This window comes from Oryzibacillus soli (genome assembly GCF_051594765.1).
In the GTDB taxonomy this organism is placed as follows: domain Bacteria; phylum Bacillota; class Bacilli; order Paenibacillales; family NBRC-103111; genus Paenibacillus_AR.
On sequence record NZ_JBPPGJ010000029.1, the window covers coordinates 1 to 19,984 of the forward strand.

Genomic DNA, 19,984 nt, shown 5'->3' on the forward strand with positions numbered 1-19,984 from the left:
CTCGACACGGAGCTTGGATACGAAAAGCACGATTTGAAAAGCAAGGCAACCTCTAACAGCCGCAATGGGAAGACAAAGAAAACGGTGACGAGCGAATACGGTGAGATGGAGATCCAGGTCCCACGCGACCGTAACGGCGAGTTCGAACCGATGATCGTCAAGAAGCATCAATCGAATGTAACCGGCATTGAAGACCAGATTATCGCGATGTACGCCAAGGGCGTGAGCACGCGTGACATCCAGGATCATCTGAACCGGTTGTACGGGATTGACGTCTCTCCTACGATGATCTCTAATGTGACGAACAAGATCGTACCCCTGATCAAGGAATGGCAGAATCGCCCGCTGCAAGGCGTTTACGCTGTTGTATTTCTGGATGCCATTCACTTCAAAGTGAAGCAGGATGGAGCCATTGTGAACAAGGCAGCCTACATGGTCATTGGCATTGATCTCGATGGCAATAAAGACGTACTGGGCATGTGGATTGGCGAAAATGAATCGGCCAAGTTCTGGCTGAGCGTTCTCAACGACCTGAAGAACCGCGGTGTACAAGATATTCTCATCACCTGTGTGGACAACCTGACGGGCTTCTCTCAAGCGATTTCTGCTTGCTATCCGATGACCGAGATCCAAAAGTGCATCATTCACCAGATCCGAAATTCCACGCGCTACGTGTCTTACAAGGACTTGAAGAAGGTTACAGCTGACCTGAAACCAATCTACAAGGCCGCCACAGAAGAAGCAGCCTTGGTCGAACTGGATCGCTTTGAGGAGGTTTGGGGAAGCAAGTATCCCCTTATCGTCCGTTCCTGGCGTAACAACTGGGATGAGCTTGCAACGTTCTTCAAGTATCCTCCGGAGATCCGGAAGCTGATTTATACCACCAATATCATCGAAAGTTACCACCGCCAGCTCCGCAAAGTCACGAAAGGGAAAAGTATCTTCCCCTCGGATGAAGCACTTCTCAAGATGCTCTATCTTTCCACCATGGACGTCGTTCGAAAGTGGACGGGACGGGTTCAAAACTGGGGACAAATGCTGCTGCAACTGTCTGTCTTTTTCCCGGATCGGGTCGGTCAACATTTACGCTAGACAGGCCAACTCCCCCTCCCCGGGGGAGTTCCCTATAAATGAGTTTACACAAAATTCTTGACAGACCCTTGCTAATCACTTGGGAGCGGATCGCTTTTTACTTTGGTCGTATCCGGACAAACTGTTGGGTCTTGTACCACCTCTCTTCCCCCATGACTACGTGCTTGTACCCGTCATAATGATGACCATTTATCAGTTCTATAACACAACGTTCCGTCGTTTTCTCACTGCGATACTAATCACCTCTGGCATATTGGCATTTATTGGTCAGCCGTTGTTTATATGGATGGGAATATATAAGGCGGAACCCTGGGTGTTAAGTATCACTTTTTCATTCCTTGTTATTTCAGCTTGTATAGCTCGCTGGGTGGTATCAATAACATCACCGCAAAGGCATAACTGACTAATGGCCCTCGCGTCTTATAAATGGATTCATATACTACTCCTATAAGGGCTGGGGGTGGGCACATATGGGTTTTCCGTTGTATATTGTCACGGGTATAAGCGGCGCGGGAAAGACAACGGTAGCTAAAGTCTTGTCACGTAAATTGGGAAAGAAATTTTTGGTATATGACATGGATGACTTAGTTCAGGGACAGGATTACATGTCAGCCTGCTTTGCTTGGATTCAATTTGCATACGAGAACGCACTTAAAGGGGAAAACACCATCCTGTTTGGAAGCGTGCCTTACCCTTATAATGTTTACCAAACGGAGATGGAGAATTTGTTTTCACCCGTTCATTATCTGCTCCTCCACTGTAATGATGAAGAAAGAACGAAACGGTTATTGGCAAGAGGCATTTGGACGCTTGAAGGGATCTACCATACTAATATCCTTGCTAATGTGTTATGGCGTTATGCTCAACATACAGGTACTCGGATTATTGACACGTCAGATTCAAGTGCTGAGCTTACCGCGGAACAAATAAAACAATGGGTTGAAAACCTGTAAATGTAAAAGGAGAACAGATGAAACACTATCGCTTAATCGTACTATCCATTCTAGTCGCGTTATGTGCATGCAGTTCAAGACCACAACAGCAAGGAACAACCAAAGTCCAGACTTCTGATTCAGCCCCAACACAGCAAGAAAGTAGAGAAGCCTCTAAAAATGGGTCAGAGTCCAAACAACCTGAAGAGTCGTTAAAACCTTCTGAAAAGGGACACGATAGTACACCAGAGGGAGAAACTCCAGGCTCAGCAGGAAGTAATTCATCAAAACAAGATGAAGGAAAAAAGGGTATGATAGGAAAGCATCGGTAAGCTATAGTCGGTGCACAAAAGAGCAGGAGGGTTAGACCTCGCTGCTTTTTTACCTTCCACGTAAGAGCGTTTGTTCTGTATATTGGAAATCATTGTTCGAGAAATTACAGGTGGAATAATGGACAAACAAGTTAGTTCATCAAACTCGTGGTATGGAAAGGAACTGGGATATGACGGTGGAGCGAATCCTCTTGACTGTGGTATGGATTCTAATCATGATAATGCTGTTCTTCATACCAAAGGGGAAGCGACGCGAAGCCATTATCGTCTTCCTGGCGGTTCAAGCGATGACATGGAGCTCCAGCATTCTGCTCAATGAATGGGGATGGATCAGGAATCCTACCCGGGAGTTCAGCCGGGCCGTCTCGCAGAACTTTACTTTTAACTTTGCTCTTTATCCGATGGTTGCAGTGATCCATAGTCTCTACTATCCCAGGAATTCCGGCATAGGCCGACGGTTCAGTCATACCCTTCTGTACACATTCGCTATTTCCCTGTTTATTTGCATAACCGAAGCCTATACCAGTTTGATTCAATTTCTTAAACCCAAGTGGATCATGATCCTCATTACCTTCCTATTGTCGAATTTCGTTTTGTATCTGGCGCAAAAGTATCATGAATGGTACTTTGACCATTTTCCTCATGCGAAGGTGAAATCATAATGCGACTTTCGTTGGAGCAATGGATCCTGATCGGAACCTATGCCGTCTCGATCATCGGATTTCTTGTCCTGAACCGGAAAAGGCCGCTAGAAGCCCAAGCGGTGTTTCTGTTTCACCAGCTGCTGACATGGCCCTTTGGAATATTAGCCGTTGAATTCGGATATCTTGAATATCCGGTAAGGGAATTCCCTAGCGCTACCCATACCAGCTTTTTGTATGAATTCTTTGCGTTCCCTGTAGTTGCATGTTATTTCAATTTGTTCTTTCCTGTTCATCGAGGTATTCGTACAAAAATATGGTTTTACCTCTCCTATACCATGTGCTTGACGGTTCCGGAGATCTTCTTGGAACGTGATACGGATTTGATTCATTATAACTGTTGGGCTTGGTACTGGAGCTTCTTGACTATCGGGTTCACCCTGATGGGGTCCCGGGTGTTTTACCGATGGTTTTTCTCTGCAAATATCTTCGGAACCTGGATAACCGTCCAATCCACGGGGCGGGTTTCTGCTTATGATGGTTCCATAGCAAACAGAGAGGAGGAAAATGAATGAGCTGCGTAGGAGTTGGTGGCGGGTCTTCCACTGCAATCGTTTTGGTTCTCTACATCCTATTGGTAATCGTGCTGGCTGCCGGATTTGCCATCTAATAACTCGGTATAAAAAAAGGAATTAAGAGATTAAGGAATCAGCTCTCGTGGGAAAAGTCCCCCGGGAGCTGATTTTGTTTGAAAACTAGCTCTCGAAATTGTTTTGCTGAAAAGTATCAAAAATTCTACTAAACAATTTTGATACATAGTTTCATCCCCAAAAAGGAGGATTTGCAGAACAAATATTGAAATAGTATTCGACATTATTCTACAAATAACAACATTATTCTTGTTCGGTCTTAATCCTCGTAATCTTCAGTCAGGAGGAACTTATGATTTTTCACTTTCTTAGCTTGAGGCAAAAGCTAATTATGGGATTTGGCATTATTGTGGTGCTGTTGATCGGAGTATTAGGGTATACGTATATCAACTATGACAAGCAGGTGGCTGCCGTCTCGGACAATCTCAACACTCATGATGTGATCCGCGAATCAGATGCCATTCTTGTCAGTCTCTTGAATATGGAGACGGGTGCGAGGGGATATGCGATCGCTGGAAAAGAAGAATTTCTTGAGCCATATTATCAAGGCCTGTCTGATTTTGATCTTCATTACGATAGGATATTGTCCCTTCTATCTGACCGTCCAGCGCAACTTACAAAACTGGAAGCCTTGAGGGAAGGATATAAAAGGTGGTTTGACTGGGAGACCAATGTCTTGATTGCCAGCCGCCGAAGTGCGGTGCTCGGGCTAGGTAATATGGATGATGTCATTGTTACAGTCCGGACGGACCAGGGGAAGAAGGAGATGGACCATCTTCGATCCATCCTAGCAGATATCAACCATGAGGAAGAAATTGTCCTTCAAAGTCGGAATGCGAAAATGAGCTCAGCCGAAGCAAGAACCGGTATGGTGATGAGCTTTGGAGGTTTACTGGCGGTGTTACTCGCCATCATCATCTCTTTCATTACTTCCTATTCCGTTTCCAAACCTTTACGGACAGTGATTACCGCCATTGAGAGAATTACGGTGGAGAATTATCAGGAGCCCATCCGGCTTAGGACGGACAAAGCATTGGCAGTGCTGATCGGACATTTTAACCGAATGCAGGCAGCCATCCAATGGAGGGAGCACGAACTCAAACGGAAGAACGAAGCGTTGAAGATTCGAATGGCTGAAGTAGATGAAGCTAATCGATTGAAGAGTCAATTTCTAGCTACCATGTCACACGAATTAAGAACACCACTCAATTCCATCATAGGATTTACGGGACGGGTACTGAAGAAATCCCAGGACGTTCTGCCCGACGTTCAGAAGGAGAACCTCGAAATCGTAAAGGAGGAAGCCCAACATCTGTTGGAGCTGATCAACAGTCTGCTTGATTATTCCAAGATGGAAGCAGGCAAGATGGAGATCCACTTGGAATCCCTAAATCTCCTTAAGGTATTGGAAGAGGTTCAATCCATGACTAAGACTCTGATGGAAGCAAAGAACATGTCCTTCGTTTTGGCGTCTTATAATCTGGTTCAGGTCCATGTAGTCACTGACCGAATGAAATTGAAGCAGATCTTAATCAATCTCATAAGCAATGCTTTCAAATATTCCGAAAAGGGGACCGTTCAGGTCCGAATAAAACGGAAATTCGGATTCCTAGTTATTGATGTGATCGACGAAGGAATCGGGATCGAGCCCGAAAACTTGGACAACATCTTCGATGAATTCCGTCAGGTGGATGGTTCATATACAAGAAAGGTAGGAGGCACTGGACTAGGTTTGTCCATCACCCGTAAATTGGTTCACATCTTGGGTGGACGAATTAGTGTCTCAAGTAGGCCAGGGATCGGAAGTCGGTTCCGAGTCGTAATGCACGCCGTACGTGATTTGGAGACCGAATTATCAACTGAGCGCTTACAAAAGTCCCATGGTTCTGCGAAAAAACGTATTGTATGCGTGGATGACGACCAAAACGTGCAGAAACTATATAGGCAAACCTTGGAGGAACACGGTTATGAAATTCTATCTTTGGACGGACGGGAGAATGTAGTCCGGGCTATAGAGGAATTTAAGCCGGAGGTTGTCATTTTGGACATCATGCTACCCTACAAGGACGGATGGGAACTGCTTACAGAGATAAAAAAGCATCCTCAGACCTACCATATTCCAGTGATTATGGCTTCCGTTTTAAGCGAAAGCAACCTCGCTTACCGTATGAAGGCCGATGATTATCTGATAAAGCCTATGAGCCAAGAAGAGTTAATCGGCGCTATCTCCCGAATCCTTAGCAATAGAGAAGGCATTGAAGTACTGCTGGCTGATGATGATGAGAATTTTCTCTATTTGATGGGCCAATTTTTGAAAGAGGAAGAAATTTCATATCGCTTGGCTCGTGATGGACTCGAGGTGTTGGATCAAATGATTTCTCATAAGCCGGACATCGTCATTCTGGATCTTATTATGCCCAAATTAGATGGCTTCGGTGTCATCGAGGCCATTCGGTCTGACAAAAGGATTCGAGATACACCGGTCGTAGTGGTCACTTCAAAGGATTTGACCCAGATTGAAAAAGCGTTCCTAGCCGAAAGGTCTGGCATCGTCATTCAAAAATCGGGAGCTCTTATCGATCAAGTGATGCAGATGTTAGTGAAGCGTATAAAGGAGAAATCTTATGAGCCCCAAAATACTGATCGTGGAGGACCATCTTCATAATATGAGATTGATGGTACAACTTCTTGAGGATCTGGAAGAGTCCGTTGAGCCGATTAAGGCATTTTCAGGCGAGGAGGCTCTGATGGCTGCTCGGGTGGAGTCCGTCCGTCTGGTGTTAATGGATATTTCTCTTCCAGATATAGATGGGCTCCAGATTACGAAAGAACTTCGAACATATCCTCACTTGACCGATACCCCTTTTATTGCTGTAACTGCGCACGCCATGCGAGGGGATGAAGAGGCCTTCCGCGGCGTATTCGATGACTTTATCTCAAAGCCTATTGACGCGGACGAATTTTTGAATAAACTTAACGATTGGCTGGTGAAGACCAGATGAGTGGAACAAGGATCTTGATCGTAGACGATGTCCCTAACAATCTTCGACTTCTGAAGGATATTCTAGAAGACGAAGGGTATGAAGTCGCCGCCGCGGAGCACGGCCGGAAGGCATTGGAACTGGCTAGTCTGTTCTGTCCGCACGCTATCCTGCTCGATATAATGATGCCGGATTTGGACGGCTACGAGATCTGTAAACGCCTCAAGGAGGAACCGAACACCTCTGACATTCCCATTCTGATGGTTACTGCAAAGACAGATAGCCTAGCTCTAAAAAAAGCTCTAGAACTAGGAGCCTTCGATTTTATCAAGAAGCCCATCGATGAGGTGGAGGTAATCGCCCGGGTGCAATCGGCTCTCAGGCTGAAAGAGCGTGAGGACCTACTAAAGGTTATGGCATCTAAAGATGGATTAACCGGTGTTTATAACCATGCTCTCCTCATGGAATGGCTGAGCAAAGAATTGGCCAAGTTACCCCGCACAGGGGGCTGTCTGTCTTATATCATGATGGACATTGATCATTTTAAAGGGGTCAATGATACCTATGGCCATCAGGCTGGTGACCAGATACTAAAGGGGCTCACCCGTCTAGTCGAAACGTCGATCCGAGGGAGCGACATTCTCGGACGCTACGGTGGCGAAGAATTCGGATTGATACTGCCGGAGACCCCATTGGATGAAGCCGTGCAAGTGGGGAATAAGCTTCGGAAGATCATCGAAACCCACCCGTTCCATTCGGGGAGTATTCCCATTAGCATTACCATTAGTATGGGGATTGCAGCCGTGAACCATGGCGGTGCCGGAAGAGAAGCAGTGTCATTAATTGAACAGGCTGATAAAGCGTTATATGAGGCTAAGCGTCGGGGTCGCAACCGAGTGGAATTTATACTGGATTGAATGATGATAAAACGAGTAGAAGGGGGCAGTGCGCAATCCTTCTCCGGTATGAGTCACAAAGAAGAACCATCAATGCTGTATTTATGGGGGAATTTCCTTGCAATCACCGCACCATAGACTAAGCGATGAACTGTTGCTTTCCATTTACTCAAGTGCTCTTGAGAATATAAATAAGTATCATCCTGTGTTTATTTCCTCCCTTTATACGGAAATTGTTCGACGCAAATTGGAACAATCCGTACAACAGCCGCCAATGTTATACGAATAATAAAATACTCAGTAAATACGTGGAGCAATATGTATCTAGGCTGCTGACTATCGAAAAGCACGTAAAGCATTGCCATCAAATTGAGGCGATGCTTTTTTATATGTATTGCTAATTTTAGGGGCGGTAAATCGGGTGCTTTCACGACTTACCGACTATTGTATAAAATACGAATTTTGCGTAAAAGTTATTATGGACGTATCTTAAATATCCGGATTCATTGTTCATTCATTCTGCATAGTTGGCATAGTCTTCCGTCCTATAGAAAACCGGTGAGCTTCTACCTTAGACTGTAGGCGATCGCTTGGGGCCTTCTCCAAATCAACGTCCGGGTAAGTAACTTCGGGTTTCGTTTTCGCTTCCTCAAGATTATAGCTTCGAACAGAGCCTACCGAAAGCAGACGATCAGAACCTGCTAATGCCTTTTGAACGGAATCCGACACAATATCAAGTGCATCCGCTTTATTCATTCTGGACATAGTTTGCAGGTTATAAATATGAATTCCCATGGGTATTTCCAATCGGTGATCCTAGGCATCAGCCCAACCCAAACTTTGACGATTGGCATAAAATGGTTATATGTCTATTTCAATAAGGAGTGAACTTCAATAATGGGAACTATGCAACAAGTAACCCCCTATGCGACAAATCCCTTTGGTCTTCAACATTGTTTATATCGTTTCACGTATATGTGGCTTCGTAATGGAGACAATTTCTGGTTCTTTTTGACGACTGTAGGAGAATCGAGAGCCTATGGCTATAGGTTTTTCGGCGGAAGATGGAATCAATATTCGATTGCATTAAGAGATATTGTTTTCTTCAACTGTTCCCCGATTCCAACTCTTTATTAAACAATTCGCTTCCTACGCATTAGGTTACTCCTCCCCGCAATGCGTTCTCTCCAAGAAAAACCAACTCGGAGAAACGTTCTTTTTTGCATAGAATTTTGTAGCGCCATTCTCTCGTCTCCAAACCTTTAGCGACAACATGGAGGTTTAGATTTTGCGCCAGGTAGATAATCGTCTTCAGTCCCGAAATCATCGAGACACCTCGGCTTCCTCCGCTGCCGCTAATCCCGGTGCTTCATCTTCTGTCCGGTAAACCATCGGTATCGGCTCAAATGTGGGAAAACGCTGAATCACCTTTACTATTTCCGAACGAGTGTATTCTTCACCTGTTGAAGAAGAGCAGGAACGCCTGTTTCCGTAAATCGACACAGCCAAGAGGCCCTCGACCGAATCTGGTCAAGGGCCTCTTCCTGCTGCATTGTACTTCGTATGCCTCTTACTCGCCTAATAGCCCCAGTTTTACCATTGCCCGCAGCACCAGAACCGCCCCTTGGGCGCGTCCGGCCGTGAGCTCTGGCTCGAAGCGTCCGCCGCCAATTCCCTGCATCAAGCCGTTCTTGCGTGCGGTCTCCACATAGCCTGCCGCCCATGCGGGGATATCCCTGCCGTCTGCAAAGTCCGGCACAGCGCCGTCCGCCGCAAGTTGCCGCTCCTCTTCCCTAGCATCGGCCTCGAGCCCCAACGCCCGAACGATCAGTACGGCCAGCTCCTGGCGGGTAAGCACTTCGTCCGGACGGAAGCGGCCTCCGTCCCCTTGCACGAGCCCCTTATCCTCCGCCCATGCGATATACGGTGCATACCATTCCGATGCATCGACATCCTCGAAAGGCGCCTCCGTAACCGCCGGCAAACCGCCAGAGCCGGGCCCTTGCAGCAGCTGCACCAGCAGCTTCGTGAACTCAGCCCGGGTGATGCCTTCCTCCGGAGCGAAGGTGATCTCCGTCTTGCCGTCGATGATATGGCGGGAGACCAGAACAGCAATATCCCGCTCCGCCCAATGGCCGCGAAGATCCAAGAACCCCTTGCCGTACACCATCAGAATATACGTTCCCGGCTGTAATATGTCCGCCTCAACGGTATGGCCGCTTGACTTCACCACGCCGCCCGCATAAACCCAGCCGCCGGGCAAGGAGGCATCCTCCCGGTATAGCGCCAGCAGCCTTGGATCCCAATCGGGCCGATTCAGCGGATCGTACTTCAAGATGAGCTGAACCGGCTTCGTCATCCGGCCGGATTCCAACTCCAGCCGGAAGGCCTTACTGAAAGCGGTGTAACCGGTAGGGACACGGTCCGGGCGGAGGGAGGGGACGGACAGCCGTGCACCTTCCGTAAATGCACCCGCCCCGTACTTGATGCGGATGCTCCCATTATAGCCTTCCCATTGGCCCCCCTCTGGGGACAGGGTTACTTTCACAGGCGGTTGTTCCCCGCCTGGGTTCCCATTAGGCCCCGGAACCCCACCGCCGCCCGGCGTCCCGGAACCGTTCCCGGACGGTTCCTCACCTGAACCGCCGGAACTGCCGGAACTGGCTGTCGATCCTTCCAGCAGGAGCCCGGAGGACCGGTTGCCGCTTGCATCCACGGCGATAAGACGGATCCGGTACCGTGTGCCGGATTCCAGACCCGACACACGGTACTGCATGGCGCCCTTGGCCACAACGGCTTCATCTCCGAAGACAGCGCCATCTGCCGCTTTACTAACCGCGATCCGAATTTCCTTCAAGTCCGTGTCGGCCGGATCCGTCCATGTGACAGTGAAGCCTTGAGCGGCTGGATCCCTCACGGCTCCCCCGCTAACCTCCTGCGGCGGCGTCCGGTCGGGCTCTGATCCCTCCCCGGTGGTGCTGACCGCAAGCTTCACCTCGTCCGAGACGTTCCAGTAGCGGTCGGCCGAAACCAGCTTCAGATCATAGCCGGTGGACGGCTCCAGCCCCGCAATGCGGAGGTGCTGCACGCCCGGATCCACGTACATCGGCATGCTGTAACGCGCATCCGTATGTTTCTTCCAGGACACCAGTACCTTGCGCAAGTCCCGGTCCGCCGGATCCGTCCAACTTACGGTAACGGCAGACTTCTCCGGTTGCGCCGAAGCATCCTGCACGGCACCTGCAGGGACTGTGTCCATGACAAGCGGCGCCTCCTCCACGGTCCGTCCTTCCACCGTCAGACCGACGGACTCCCGGCCGTCCTCCATGACACTCGTGAGCTTCAATTCGTAGGCCGTACCGGCGGAGAGACCTTCCAATACGTAGCTCGTTTGGCCGACGGGAACCGTAACCGGTTCCTGGAAGGCAGCCCCACTCTGGGCAATGCGCCAGTAGAGCCGGTACTGCTCTAGACCGATGGTGGCCTTCTTCGTCCACTGAACGCCCAGCTGTCTTCTTCCCTGCACAGCCTGGAGCGCTTCCGCCGCTTCTGCGGCAGGGGCATCGGCCCCCTTCAAGGTTACCTCTGCCGAATAATCTTGCTCCATCGGCACCCGCGCATAGCTGGCAGCCCCTGCCTTGACGGTCACCTTCATCTCCACTCCTGCTTCTACAGACCGTCCCGGCACCAAGAGAAACTGCTTGGCGAGAAGCCCCTGGCCGTCGCCCGGTTTGGCATCCACAGCTTCCACCGCTGTGGGGATTCGTTCCCCGGCTGTCGTCTCCAGAATCATACCCGCCCCCGTTATAGAGTCGGCCAGCATGTATTTATTGAACAGCACCCGGACGCCCGTTCCGTACACCGCATCGATGACCGCCACCTGCGGAGGCTCCAAGGAGGTCATCGGAATATTGACGTCCAGATGCGGCGGCAGCACGGTCAGCTCCGGACTCCTCGCAGGCAGATAGCCGGGCTTCTCGAACAGCACCTGCCACTTCCCTTCCGGCACATCCCAGCCGTACTTCCCCTGCGGGTCGCTCACTAACGGATTCTTCTGCCCGTACCACTCGGAATCCCAGACCCGCCAGCCTCCGTCCGCTTCCTGCTTCAGAATCGTGGCCGTCACGCCTTCGATCCGATTGTCGCGGAAGGCCTCATATACGTACCCGCTCGGATCCCAGATCCAGGTGGGATCGGCGGTCTTGGGCGGTTCGTTATGGGGTGGTTCATCCGGGTCATGGTCATCGTCTTCCTCATCCCGTTCGCAGCGCTCAATCGCGCCGGCTTCCGCCATATCATCCCGCCACTTCTTCTCTTCCTCGAAGCGGGCCTTCAGGTCATTCAACTCCTCCTGCCACTTGTTCTTGGCCATCTCCCCCATCACCGCAAGGCCGATGCCGAGCGCTATTCCTCCCACCGGAGGAATGGCCAATGTCAGGGTGCCGGCGACAAGCGCCAGACCGGTGGTGGCATTCTTGATGATCAGGTTGGTCTTGGCCCGGTCAAACAGCCGCTCGGTCTCCCGAAGGTACGAGTTGACCGTCGGGGAATGGCATTCGTTATTGATGACGTAATCCTGAAAGGCCAGCAGCTGATCCGCATACTCTGCAAAATCAAACCCGTCCGTCACATACTTCCGCAGGTTGTTCAAGGCCCCTGCGACCCGGAACGTGTTCTTGAACGTAATGCCTCCGGCCTCTTCAACCTCCGCGGGACCCAGCAGTGCCCGAACCGCATCACCTTGGCCGCTCTGGACCAGCAGGGAAACGGGTACCGTCCCCTGCATGACGATCGTTCCGGCGGATTCATTCACGTCCACGCTGAAATCCGGGTACGCACCGCCGTTGCTTCCGCCGGGCAGGGTAACGGCCTTGGCGGACACCCGGTAATAAGCGGTCTCCTGTGACTGGCCGGCATTAAATTTGATCTTCACCGTCGGGGAATGGACGTAGTCATCCAGAGCCAGGCCCGCCTGCTCCGGGAAGGGATTCTCCCCCGAGGCCGGGTCCAAGAGCTCATAAGACGCCGTTCCCCACTGCTCCGGCATGTTGGCATGCTCCGATCTCCAGGCCTCCTCCGTCGGGGACGGCTTGTAAACCGGCGGTTTGGTTAACTCATCGTAGGTGACATAGAGACCCGCCCCCATATTGGTGGACGGCGTGCTCATCACCGCATGGAACTTGCCGCTCTCCACATTATAGAAGGCGTCGGTCTCCCGCTCACCCAGCTTGATCTTCACGTTCTTTACCCGCTCCGGCGCAAGGGACTCCAGCTCGAAGAAGAGCGGCTCGCCAGGCACGATGACGAACGGGAATCGGGCTACACCGTCCGCCGGGTTGAAGGAGGCTCTGCCCCCGAACGTTTGGAACATGGTGATCTTCTTGAACAAGGCATGCTCGGCGTTGACTGATACGGATACCGGCTTCGATTGAACCGTCCCCTCCTCTGTATCGGCCTTGGCCAGGAGCGAATAGACGGACGTGTCGTTCCAGACTCCCCCCTTCTCCGGCAGGGTCACGCTCGTATACCAGAGTCCGCCTGCCGATGCCTGCGCGCGGCCGACCGTGCGGTCATCCGCGTAGAGAGTTACGCCTTGGCCGGCAGCGGCACGGCCGCTTAGCTTCACCGTGTGGGAGGCCGTGCGTTCCGGCGCCTCCAGCGTCAGGAGGGGGACACGGATCCAAGCGCTGCCCAGCAGCTCCTCTTTATGGCCTTGCGTACCGGTGTAGCCGATGTTCACCTTCGCCATGAGATCGCTCTCCACCTTGGCATTCAGCTTCAGCCGGTAGCTGAAGGTTCCCGATTGGTTGTACGGAATGCCTCCCACAGGGATTCTCATCTTACCGCCGGCAAGGGAGGTCTCCACAGGCGTGCCGTTCAGCATGGCGCTTCCCTCTACGAACCGGGCCCCGGCCGGCACCTCGATCCCTAGGTAGCCCTCTTGAAGCAGCTCTCCCTGCTGCCTCCGCGTCAGCTTGTAAGTCCCTCGCAGGGTAACCGTGCTTCCACCCGATGCGACCAGCTCCTGAACATTCAGCCCATTGTCCGGACGGCCGTAGAACAGCGCATCTCCCGGCAGCCGGATATCCGGCAGCTCCAGAAGCTGGCCTTCGGTCACTTCTACCGTGGTCGAATAATAATTCCCGTTGTAGGAGTCGGGACCGACATCGGACCGGACAATCAGCTCCACCCTTCCGCTCTCGGGCAGTGAGACCGCGAACCGTCCGGACGCATCCACCTCTACTCCCCGGTAGTACCCTCCGGTACCTCCGTTGATCCTGCTGGCAATCACGTGGAAGCCGGTGTAACTGGTTTCCCCCACGATTTTGCCGGTGATCCGGGCCCTCTCCTCCAGCTTCAGCTCCGCGACCCCATTCCGGTAGTCGTCCAGCACCACCTCATCGCAGGCGGATTGTAGTCCGGCCTCATGCCCTTTCATGCATACCGTAACCTTCTCGCCCGGCCCGGCAACAACAGGCAGCAGATTATTCTGAACCTCGTACGCTTTCCCGTAAAAGTTCGGGTTCTCCCCCTTAGCCTCCAGACCGTAATGAGCACCCGATCTCCAGTCCGGCATCTCAATGGGCCGCCAATCGCCGTCAACCGGCTTCAATAAGGTATTGAGAAGAATCGTGCCCGGCCCGCGGTCCAGCAATACCATATCCTTCGTGACAGTACCCTGGGCCAACAGCGTGACCGGCTGTGCACGCTCCGAACGGAGAAGAGGAGGTTGCGACCGCTCTGCCTGCACCAGATAGTTCCGCGCGTTGGCGCGCAGCACATAATGCCCCGAAGCGTCAGACCATGTCTCCCGGACCGTCTCAATACCGGCCGGATCCAGCAGCAGCACCCGGACCCCTTCGGCTGGACTGCCGTCCGGCCTCGTAACCTTCCCTCGCAGTTCCCCGTAGGTCACCTGCTCCAGAGTGAAGGTCCGGCTGTTCACCCCCGGGGTCAGCGTCAGCTTCGTCTCCGGCGGATTCACATACGGCGCCGGGGCTGTAATACGGACCGTGACCGCATCGCCTGCCCAATAGTTGCCGGCAAAGGCGGCTTCGCCCTTGGTGTCCGTCTTCCACGAGCCGAGGACCTCCCCGCCATTCGCCAACAGATCCACCGTTACCCCATAGAGATTCTGCTGCCCGACCTCCGCACTGTTCACCTTGATCAGGAGCTCGGCCGCAGGCTTCACTTCCGCCGTCAGCTCCGTCTCGACTCCGGCTTTCACCTGAATGCCGTTCTTCTCCACCAACAGTCTTCCCGATGCATCCATTATCCGAAGGGTATAGTCGTCCGCGGGCCCCAGTCCCAGCTCCACAGGCCTCACCGGATCGGTCAGCCGGGCACTGCCGCCGTAACGCTTCTCTTCACTCCACAGCACCAGATTCACATTGTGCAGCAGTTCCATGTACGAAGGATCCGTCTGAATCTGCACCTTCAAGGTCCCCGCCACCGCTACAGGAAGAGCCTCCGCATCCTTCACCACGGAGCCGTTCGTCAAGCTGCGGGCCCGGATCGAGGTCACTTCAACCGCATCCTCCTCCAGCTGGAACGAGCCCGAGTACAGCGTTGCCGCCGGATCCGCGGCAGCCAACGGAATGATCTTGAAGCCGGGGCTGCCGGACCGTGTCTTATAGGTTACTGCAGCTTGCAGCTGCTGCCCCTTGGTTCCATAGGCTTGGATGAAGATGTTGCCCCCCGCCAGAGGAAATCCGCTTACCGACGGTTCGGCGTACCATCCGACGTGATCGATGGCTGTCTGCGGCTGGGTCTGCCCGCAGGCCTCGAAGCACACCGCATACACCTCCGCCCCGTTCACAACAAACGCCGCTCTCCTTCCGTCTGCGCTAATATCCGAGCTGACCGTGCTTCTCGCCCGGCTCCCAACATGCTGCAGGTCTCCCGTGGTACGGTCATAGCGCATGGCCCCCCGCGTCGAGTCAAAAGGCCCCGAGCCGCTGTGAGAACGGTTCGTGTTATGGTAATCCATCATCACATAACGACCGTCCGCGCTGACACGCGGGTGACTCATCGAGATGTCCAGACTGCTGGGGAACTCCCGTACGCTCTGGCTCTTCCCGGTAGCCCGGTCCCACACATAGACATGCTTCTCCTCATTGCCGTAAGACGAAACATAGGCCACGATGGCGCCATCGCGGGATACGTGGGGTTCGTCCCCACTCATTTCGTCGGAGGAATCGTTATGAAGACTGACCAACCGGGTGGCTCCCGCTTCCACATCATAGAGATACACCCGGTTATAATCCCTGCTGAAGTCTCCTTCGACCAGGTTTGTGGACTCCGACATGAACGATACCCAGCGGCCATCTCCGCTGATGGCCGGATGGACGCTGCTTCCGTTGGATTGTTCTTGTTGGATCCCCACGCTCACCCGTGTAATCTTGCCTGTCGGCCGGTGAAGCAGGAACACATCCGACTGGTTGTTTGTATCGCCGTCGACCAGATGGTCGGCATAAGAGGAGAACACCAACCGGCTTCCATCATCGCTTAAAGAGAGCGCATCGGCGCTCCCCCGGATATGAACCAGCGATTTGGAGCTGCCGTCCGCCGTGTCATAGACCATCAGTTCGCTTCCGTTGTCATCCTCGGCCGTGGAATAAACCACATATCTCCCGTCGGCGCTAAGAGAGAAGGGGACTTCGAGATTATAAGTCGAGAAGGGAATGTCCCCTATCCGGAGCATCTTCTTCGTCTCCAACCGGTACACGTAGAGGCTGTAATCACCGGCATTCGGTGGCGGGGAACCGGCCAGATCCTTCTGGTCGGACACAAAAGCCACCGTCGATCCGTCCCGGCTCAGGACCGAGCTCCAGAACGATTCCTTGCCCTCTGACGTATCGGCTGCCCGGGCAATCAGATCTGCGTTCTTGTGGAAGGTGGACGCCTCCACCGAATAGGCATATTCCGACCGGTTTCCGGCCTTATCCACGGAATAAATGTCATAATAAGCGTAAGTCAGCTCCGGGAGATCTGTCTCCATGTAATACGGCAGCTTGGTCTCCGCCGTCTTCAGCACGTGGTATTCCTTGTCTAGTTGCTGCACGAGGTAATGGTCCACGCCCTGGTTCGGGTCGGCGGCCCCCCACTTCAGCTCGATCTTATCGTAGGACGGGTTGGACCAGGAAACGTATTCCGGGTAGGACGGAGCCGTCCGGTCCACCTCCAGCGTCAAGACGTTGGACTCCCCGCTCACCATGTCATGGATCTTGGCCGTGGCGAAGATCTCGTAGTGCCCCTCCGAAGGCAGATCGACCAGAGTGCTGAAGCGCCCTTCCCCTGTGGCAACCGCCGAGGCTCCCGGCTTCAAGTCGCCGCCATCAACCTTGTACAGGATCGTTACGGCCGAATTCGCAGGAGCCGTTCCGGTTACCGTGACCGAGGGTTGGTTCGTCACCGCCTTTGGCAAGGCATCCATCACCGGTGGTACGATCTGCCCTGCTCCGCCCCCTGCCGTCTGGTATACGGACTGATGGACGGATGGAGTGCTAAACTCCAACATCCCCAGCTGTTTAGTAACCGTTTGGGCTTCATCCGGGTCGGCAGCACCGGAACCGAACGTCATGGGGGCTAGGGGGCGACCGTCCGCAAGTGCGACTGTAGACCAATAGGACGGGCTCACCAAGCCCGACAACAAGCTGATTGCCGCCAGCCCGGCGGCCATTCGTTTCATCAACATCGGATCACCTCTATATCAGGTATGAATACAGCTTCATTTCAACGCGTACGGTTCGTACAATTGAATAGATACATTTTGTATCTTATCACAACCGAATGGAAGCTTGAATAATTTGGAAGAAACTGTGGCGTATGACACAATAGATGTCCATAAAACAAGACACGATCTCGGTTTGGGATCGTGTCCGTTATATCCGAAGGCTTCGTTAATCCACGCTCCTGCTCACTGCCTAAATTAATAAAAAGCACTATTCTACATTCACCCATGATCCTTCTTCGGACACAGTTGTGCCGTAACACAAACAAGCGGTGGATCAGATCCACCGCCGCACTCTTGTTATTCGCAAGCTCAATGCCACTATTTCTTGAATGTCAGACCACAGATTATCATTGTTACCAGTTGAAAATACGTTGGATATCCCTACAGCATTTGCACCATAGTTAGCTATGAATCCGGCCACTTCGCCCTTATTCCTATTTACATAAATTTGGCGGATCGTTGATTATTGTGGCAACTCCTCTTATAAATTCTCATCCCGTCCCGCCATCCAAAACAATTGTTACCAATACTTTACCATACTCAGGAGAAACGCAAAGGGGGTATTTTGCAATATAGTAATAAGTCCCTTTTTATCCCCAATCTTAAACTGGGGGTTTTCAGCTACATTGAACAAAACAAAGCCCCGCTTATTGAGCAGGGCTATGTTCATTTTCATTCTGCTTTTCCATCTTGCTGATTATGCCTGCGGATAGGAGACAAATTAAAGTCATACCCGCAACCTGGGCATATGATTTTTTCTTTCATGAGTAGGTCTTGGAGTGAGATTGGAATAATGAAACCGCATAGATTACACGGTAATCTTGGGCTCGTCTTTTCCAAAAAGACACCACCCTTTCCATAGACTTTGCACTCATTGTATCACAGAATAAACGAACTCCGGCGTCCGGAGCATGCTGTCTTGCAGCTTCCTCTCTACTCGTATGTTTGCCGGATTCGATTTTTAGCATCGCACCCTCTTATCCTTTAACCCCAGACATGGTAACACCTTCGACAAAATATTTTTGTGTAAATATAAACAGAAGGATCGTTGGCACTACAGCAGCAGCGGCTCCGGCCATCTGCAAGGAGTAGTCAGCGCCCGCCTCAGTCTGAAAGTAGGACAAACCGACGGTCAACAACTGCTTCTTCATATCCGTAATGAACACAAAGGGCGATGCGAAATCGTTCCAAGTCCATAGGAAGGTAAACAACACCATCGTTACGAGAGCCGGTTTGGCCAGCGGCAAAATGATACGGTAATACACCTTATAGTGGGAACAACCGTCGATGATGGCCGCTTCTGAGATTTCTCTTGGAATGACTATGAAAAATTGCCTCAGCAAAAACAGGAAAAACACATCGAAGGCCGCCGGCAGAATAAGCACCCAATGCGTATTGTTCAGATGTAAGTATTTATATAGCAGAAATCGCGCCACAATCGTTGTATCAGATGGGATCATCATTTTAGCAAGCAGCACAAGGAAAATCGCATTCTTCAATCGGAACTCGAGTCTGGCAAATGCGTAAGCTGCCATCGTCACGAGCAGCCCCCTTAGTACAAGCAGGCCGAGCACCACTTTGAATGAATTGAAATACCAGATGAAATATGTTTTATGTGTAAAGACCGTCGCAAAATTGCCGAAATACGGCCGTCCAACCAAGATGGAAGCCGGATTTTTTGTCAATTCCAACGGTGTTTTTAATGAGAACGAAATCATGTATAGGAAAGGTACGATCATCAACATGCCGAGCAGCAGCATGATGAAGGTCACGACCAGTCTCTTCGGCTTTAGTAATGTACCCATTTCTTCTGCCCCCTCCATTGGATAATCGTGATGAACAGGATAACGAGGAACAACAATATCGCTTGAGCGGATGCATAGCTATATTTGTTGTAGGAAAACGCTTCTTCATAAATATTTAAGGAAATGACCCGTGAAGAAGTTCCCGGCCCCCCATTCGTGAGTACGCGGAAAATGGCATAATTTTGGAAGGAACCGATAATGTTTGTTATGACCAAGAAAAATGTCGTTGGCGAGATCAGAGGCATCGTTACGCTCAAAAACTTTCGGATCCGCCCCGCCCCGTCGATCTCAGCCGATTCGTACAAATCTCGGGGAACTCCTTGCAGAGCCGCTAGATAAACGATTGTAGGAAATGCGATGGAGTGCCAAACTTCAATTCCCGCCACCGTCACCAATGAGGTCCGAATGCCTGCAAGCCATTGCGGTGGATGCGCGATCCCCCAAGAAACAAGAAGCTTATTCACAACGCCGTCGTAAGGATTCAGCAGGATGGAAAATACGATCGCGATGGCGACAACGTTCGTCACATAGGGCAGCATAATAAGTGTGCGCGTAAACGTTCTGAAATGAAATTTCGCATTGAACATCATGGAAAGCATCAAAGCCGTCACAATAATGCCCGGCACATAGCACGAGGTAAATAACAAGCTTCGCCCGAACGAACTTATCGCTATCGGATCCTTGAATACGCGAATGTAATTCGCCAGTCCGGCAAACTTCACATCCGTAAATTCTTTAAAGCTATTGTAATCGAGAGAACTGATGACGAAAGCGTAAAGCGTCGGCAGCAAATAAAATAGTGAAAATCCGACTAAAAAAGGAGCAACAAACCAGAAGGCGACCTTCTCTTCTTTCGTTATCCGCGGCATACTCCATTCTCCTTCGGTATAAAAGCAGGACCCTCAGAATAGGAGTCCCG

The 19,984-nt window shown here is 51.6% G+C and carries 13 protein-coding genes; 10 read left to right on the plus strand and 3 right to left on the minus strand.

Annotated features, from left to right (window positions below; genetic code table 11):
• The 10 genes from ACSEXW_RS26410 to sda all read left to right on the plus strand — a co-directional run.
• Positions 1-1,092, plus strand: a 1,092-nt coding sequence (locus tag ACSEXW_RS26410; RefSeq protein WP_438449183.1) for an IS256 family transposase, incomplete at its 5' end; no start/stop codon positions are given.
• Positions 1,093-1,562: 470 nt separating this feature from the next.
• Positions 1,563-2,045, plus strand: a complete 483-nt coding sequence (locus ACSEXW_RS26415; RefSeq protein ID WP_438449184.1) for an AAA family ATPase — start codon at positions 1,563-1,565, stop codon at positions 2,043-2,045.
• Positions 2,046-2,062: 17 nt separating this feature from the next.
• On the plus strand, positions 2,063-2,356 hold the full coding sequence (locus ACSEXW_RS26420; RefSeq protein ID WP_438449185.1) for a hypothetical protein: 294 nt from the start codon (positions 2,063-2,065) through the stop codon (positions 2,354-2,356).
• A gap of 170 nt (positions 2,357-2,526) precedes the next feature.
• Positions 2,527-3,018, plus strand: coding sequence for a CBO0543 family protein (locus ACSEXW_RS26425; protein WP_438449186.1), 492 nt, complete (start codon positions 2,527-2,529; stop codon positions 3,016-3,018).
• On the plus strand, positions 3,018-3,572 hold the full coding sequence (locus ACSEXW_RS26430; protein WP_438449187.1) for a CBO0543 family protein: 555 nt from the start codon (positions 3,018-3,020) through the stop codon (positions 3,570-3,572). The genes ACSEXW_RS26425 and ACSEXW_RS26430 overlap by 1 nt, the downstream gene beginning before the upstream one ends.
• Positions 3,569-3,667: a YjcZ family sporulation protein gene (locus tag ACSEXW_RS26435; protein ID WP_438449188.1), complete on the plus strand. Its 99-nt coding sequence runs from the start codon at positions 3,569-3,571 to the stop codon at positions 3,665-3,667. Before ACSEXW_RS26430 ends, ACSEXW_RS26435 begins: the two co-directional genes overlap by 4 nt.
• Positions 3,668-3,939: 272 nt before the next feature.
• Positions 3,940-6,312 carry a response regulator gene (locus ACSEXW_RS26440; protein WP_438449189.1) on the plus strand — a complete coding sequence of 791 codons (2,373 nt, stop codon included), beginning with the start codon at positions 3,940-3,942 and terminating at the stop codon, positions 6,310-6,312.
• Positions 6,272-6,649: a response regulator gene (locus ACSEXW_RS26445; RefSeq protein ID WP_438449190.1), complete on the plus strand. Its 378-nt coding sequence runs from the start codon at positions 6,272-6,274 to the stop codon at positions 6,647-6,649. The genes ACSEXW_RS26440 and ACSEXW_RS26445 overlap by 41 nt, the downstream gene beginning before the upstream one ends.
• 14 nt (positions 6,650-6,663) lie before the next feature.
• Complete coding sequence (locus ACSEXW_RS26450; protein WP_438449191.1) at positions 6,664-7,545, plus strand: diguanylate cyclase; 882 nt, start codon at positions 6,664-6,666, stop codon at positions 7,543-7,545.
• A 97-nt stretch (positions 7,546-7,642) separates the two neighbouring features.
• Complete coding sequence (gene sda, locus ACSEXW_RS26455) at positions 7,643-7,813, plus strand: sporulation histidine kinase inhibitor Sda (RefSeq protein ID WP_438449192.1); 171 nt, start codon at positions 7,643-7,645, stop codon at positions 7,811-7,813.
• A gap of 1,281 nt (positions 7,814-9,094) precedes the next feature.
• Here sda and ACSEXW_RS26460 read toward each other — a convergent pair.
• The 3 genes from ACSEXW_RS26460 to ACSEXW_RS26470 all read right to left on the minus strand — a co-directional run bounded on the left by ACSEXW_RS26460 (position 9,095) and on the right by ACSEXW_RS26470 (position 19,934).
• Entirely contained in the window at positions 9,095-17,221 is an 8,127-nt protein-coding gene (locus ACSEXW_RS26460) for an S-layer homology domain-containing protein (protein ID WP_438449193.1), read from the minus strand.
• 1,016 nt (positions 17,222-18,237) lie between these two features.
• On the minus strand, positions 18,238-19,065 hold the full coding sequence (locus ACSEXW_RS26465) for a carbohydrate ABC transporter permease (protein ID WP_438449194.1): 828 nt from the start codon (positions 19,063-19,065) through the stop codon (positions 18,238-18,240).
• Positions 19,050-19,934, minus strand: coding sequence for a carbohydrate ABC transporter permease (locus ACSEXW_RS26470; RefSeq protein WP_438449195.1), 885 nt, complete (start codon positions 19,932-19,934; stop codon positions 19,050-19,052). Before ACSEXW_RS26470 ends, ACSEXW_RS26465 begins: the two co-directional genes overlap by 16 nt.
• Positions 19,935-19,984 lie beyond the last annotated feature (50 nt).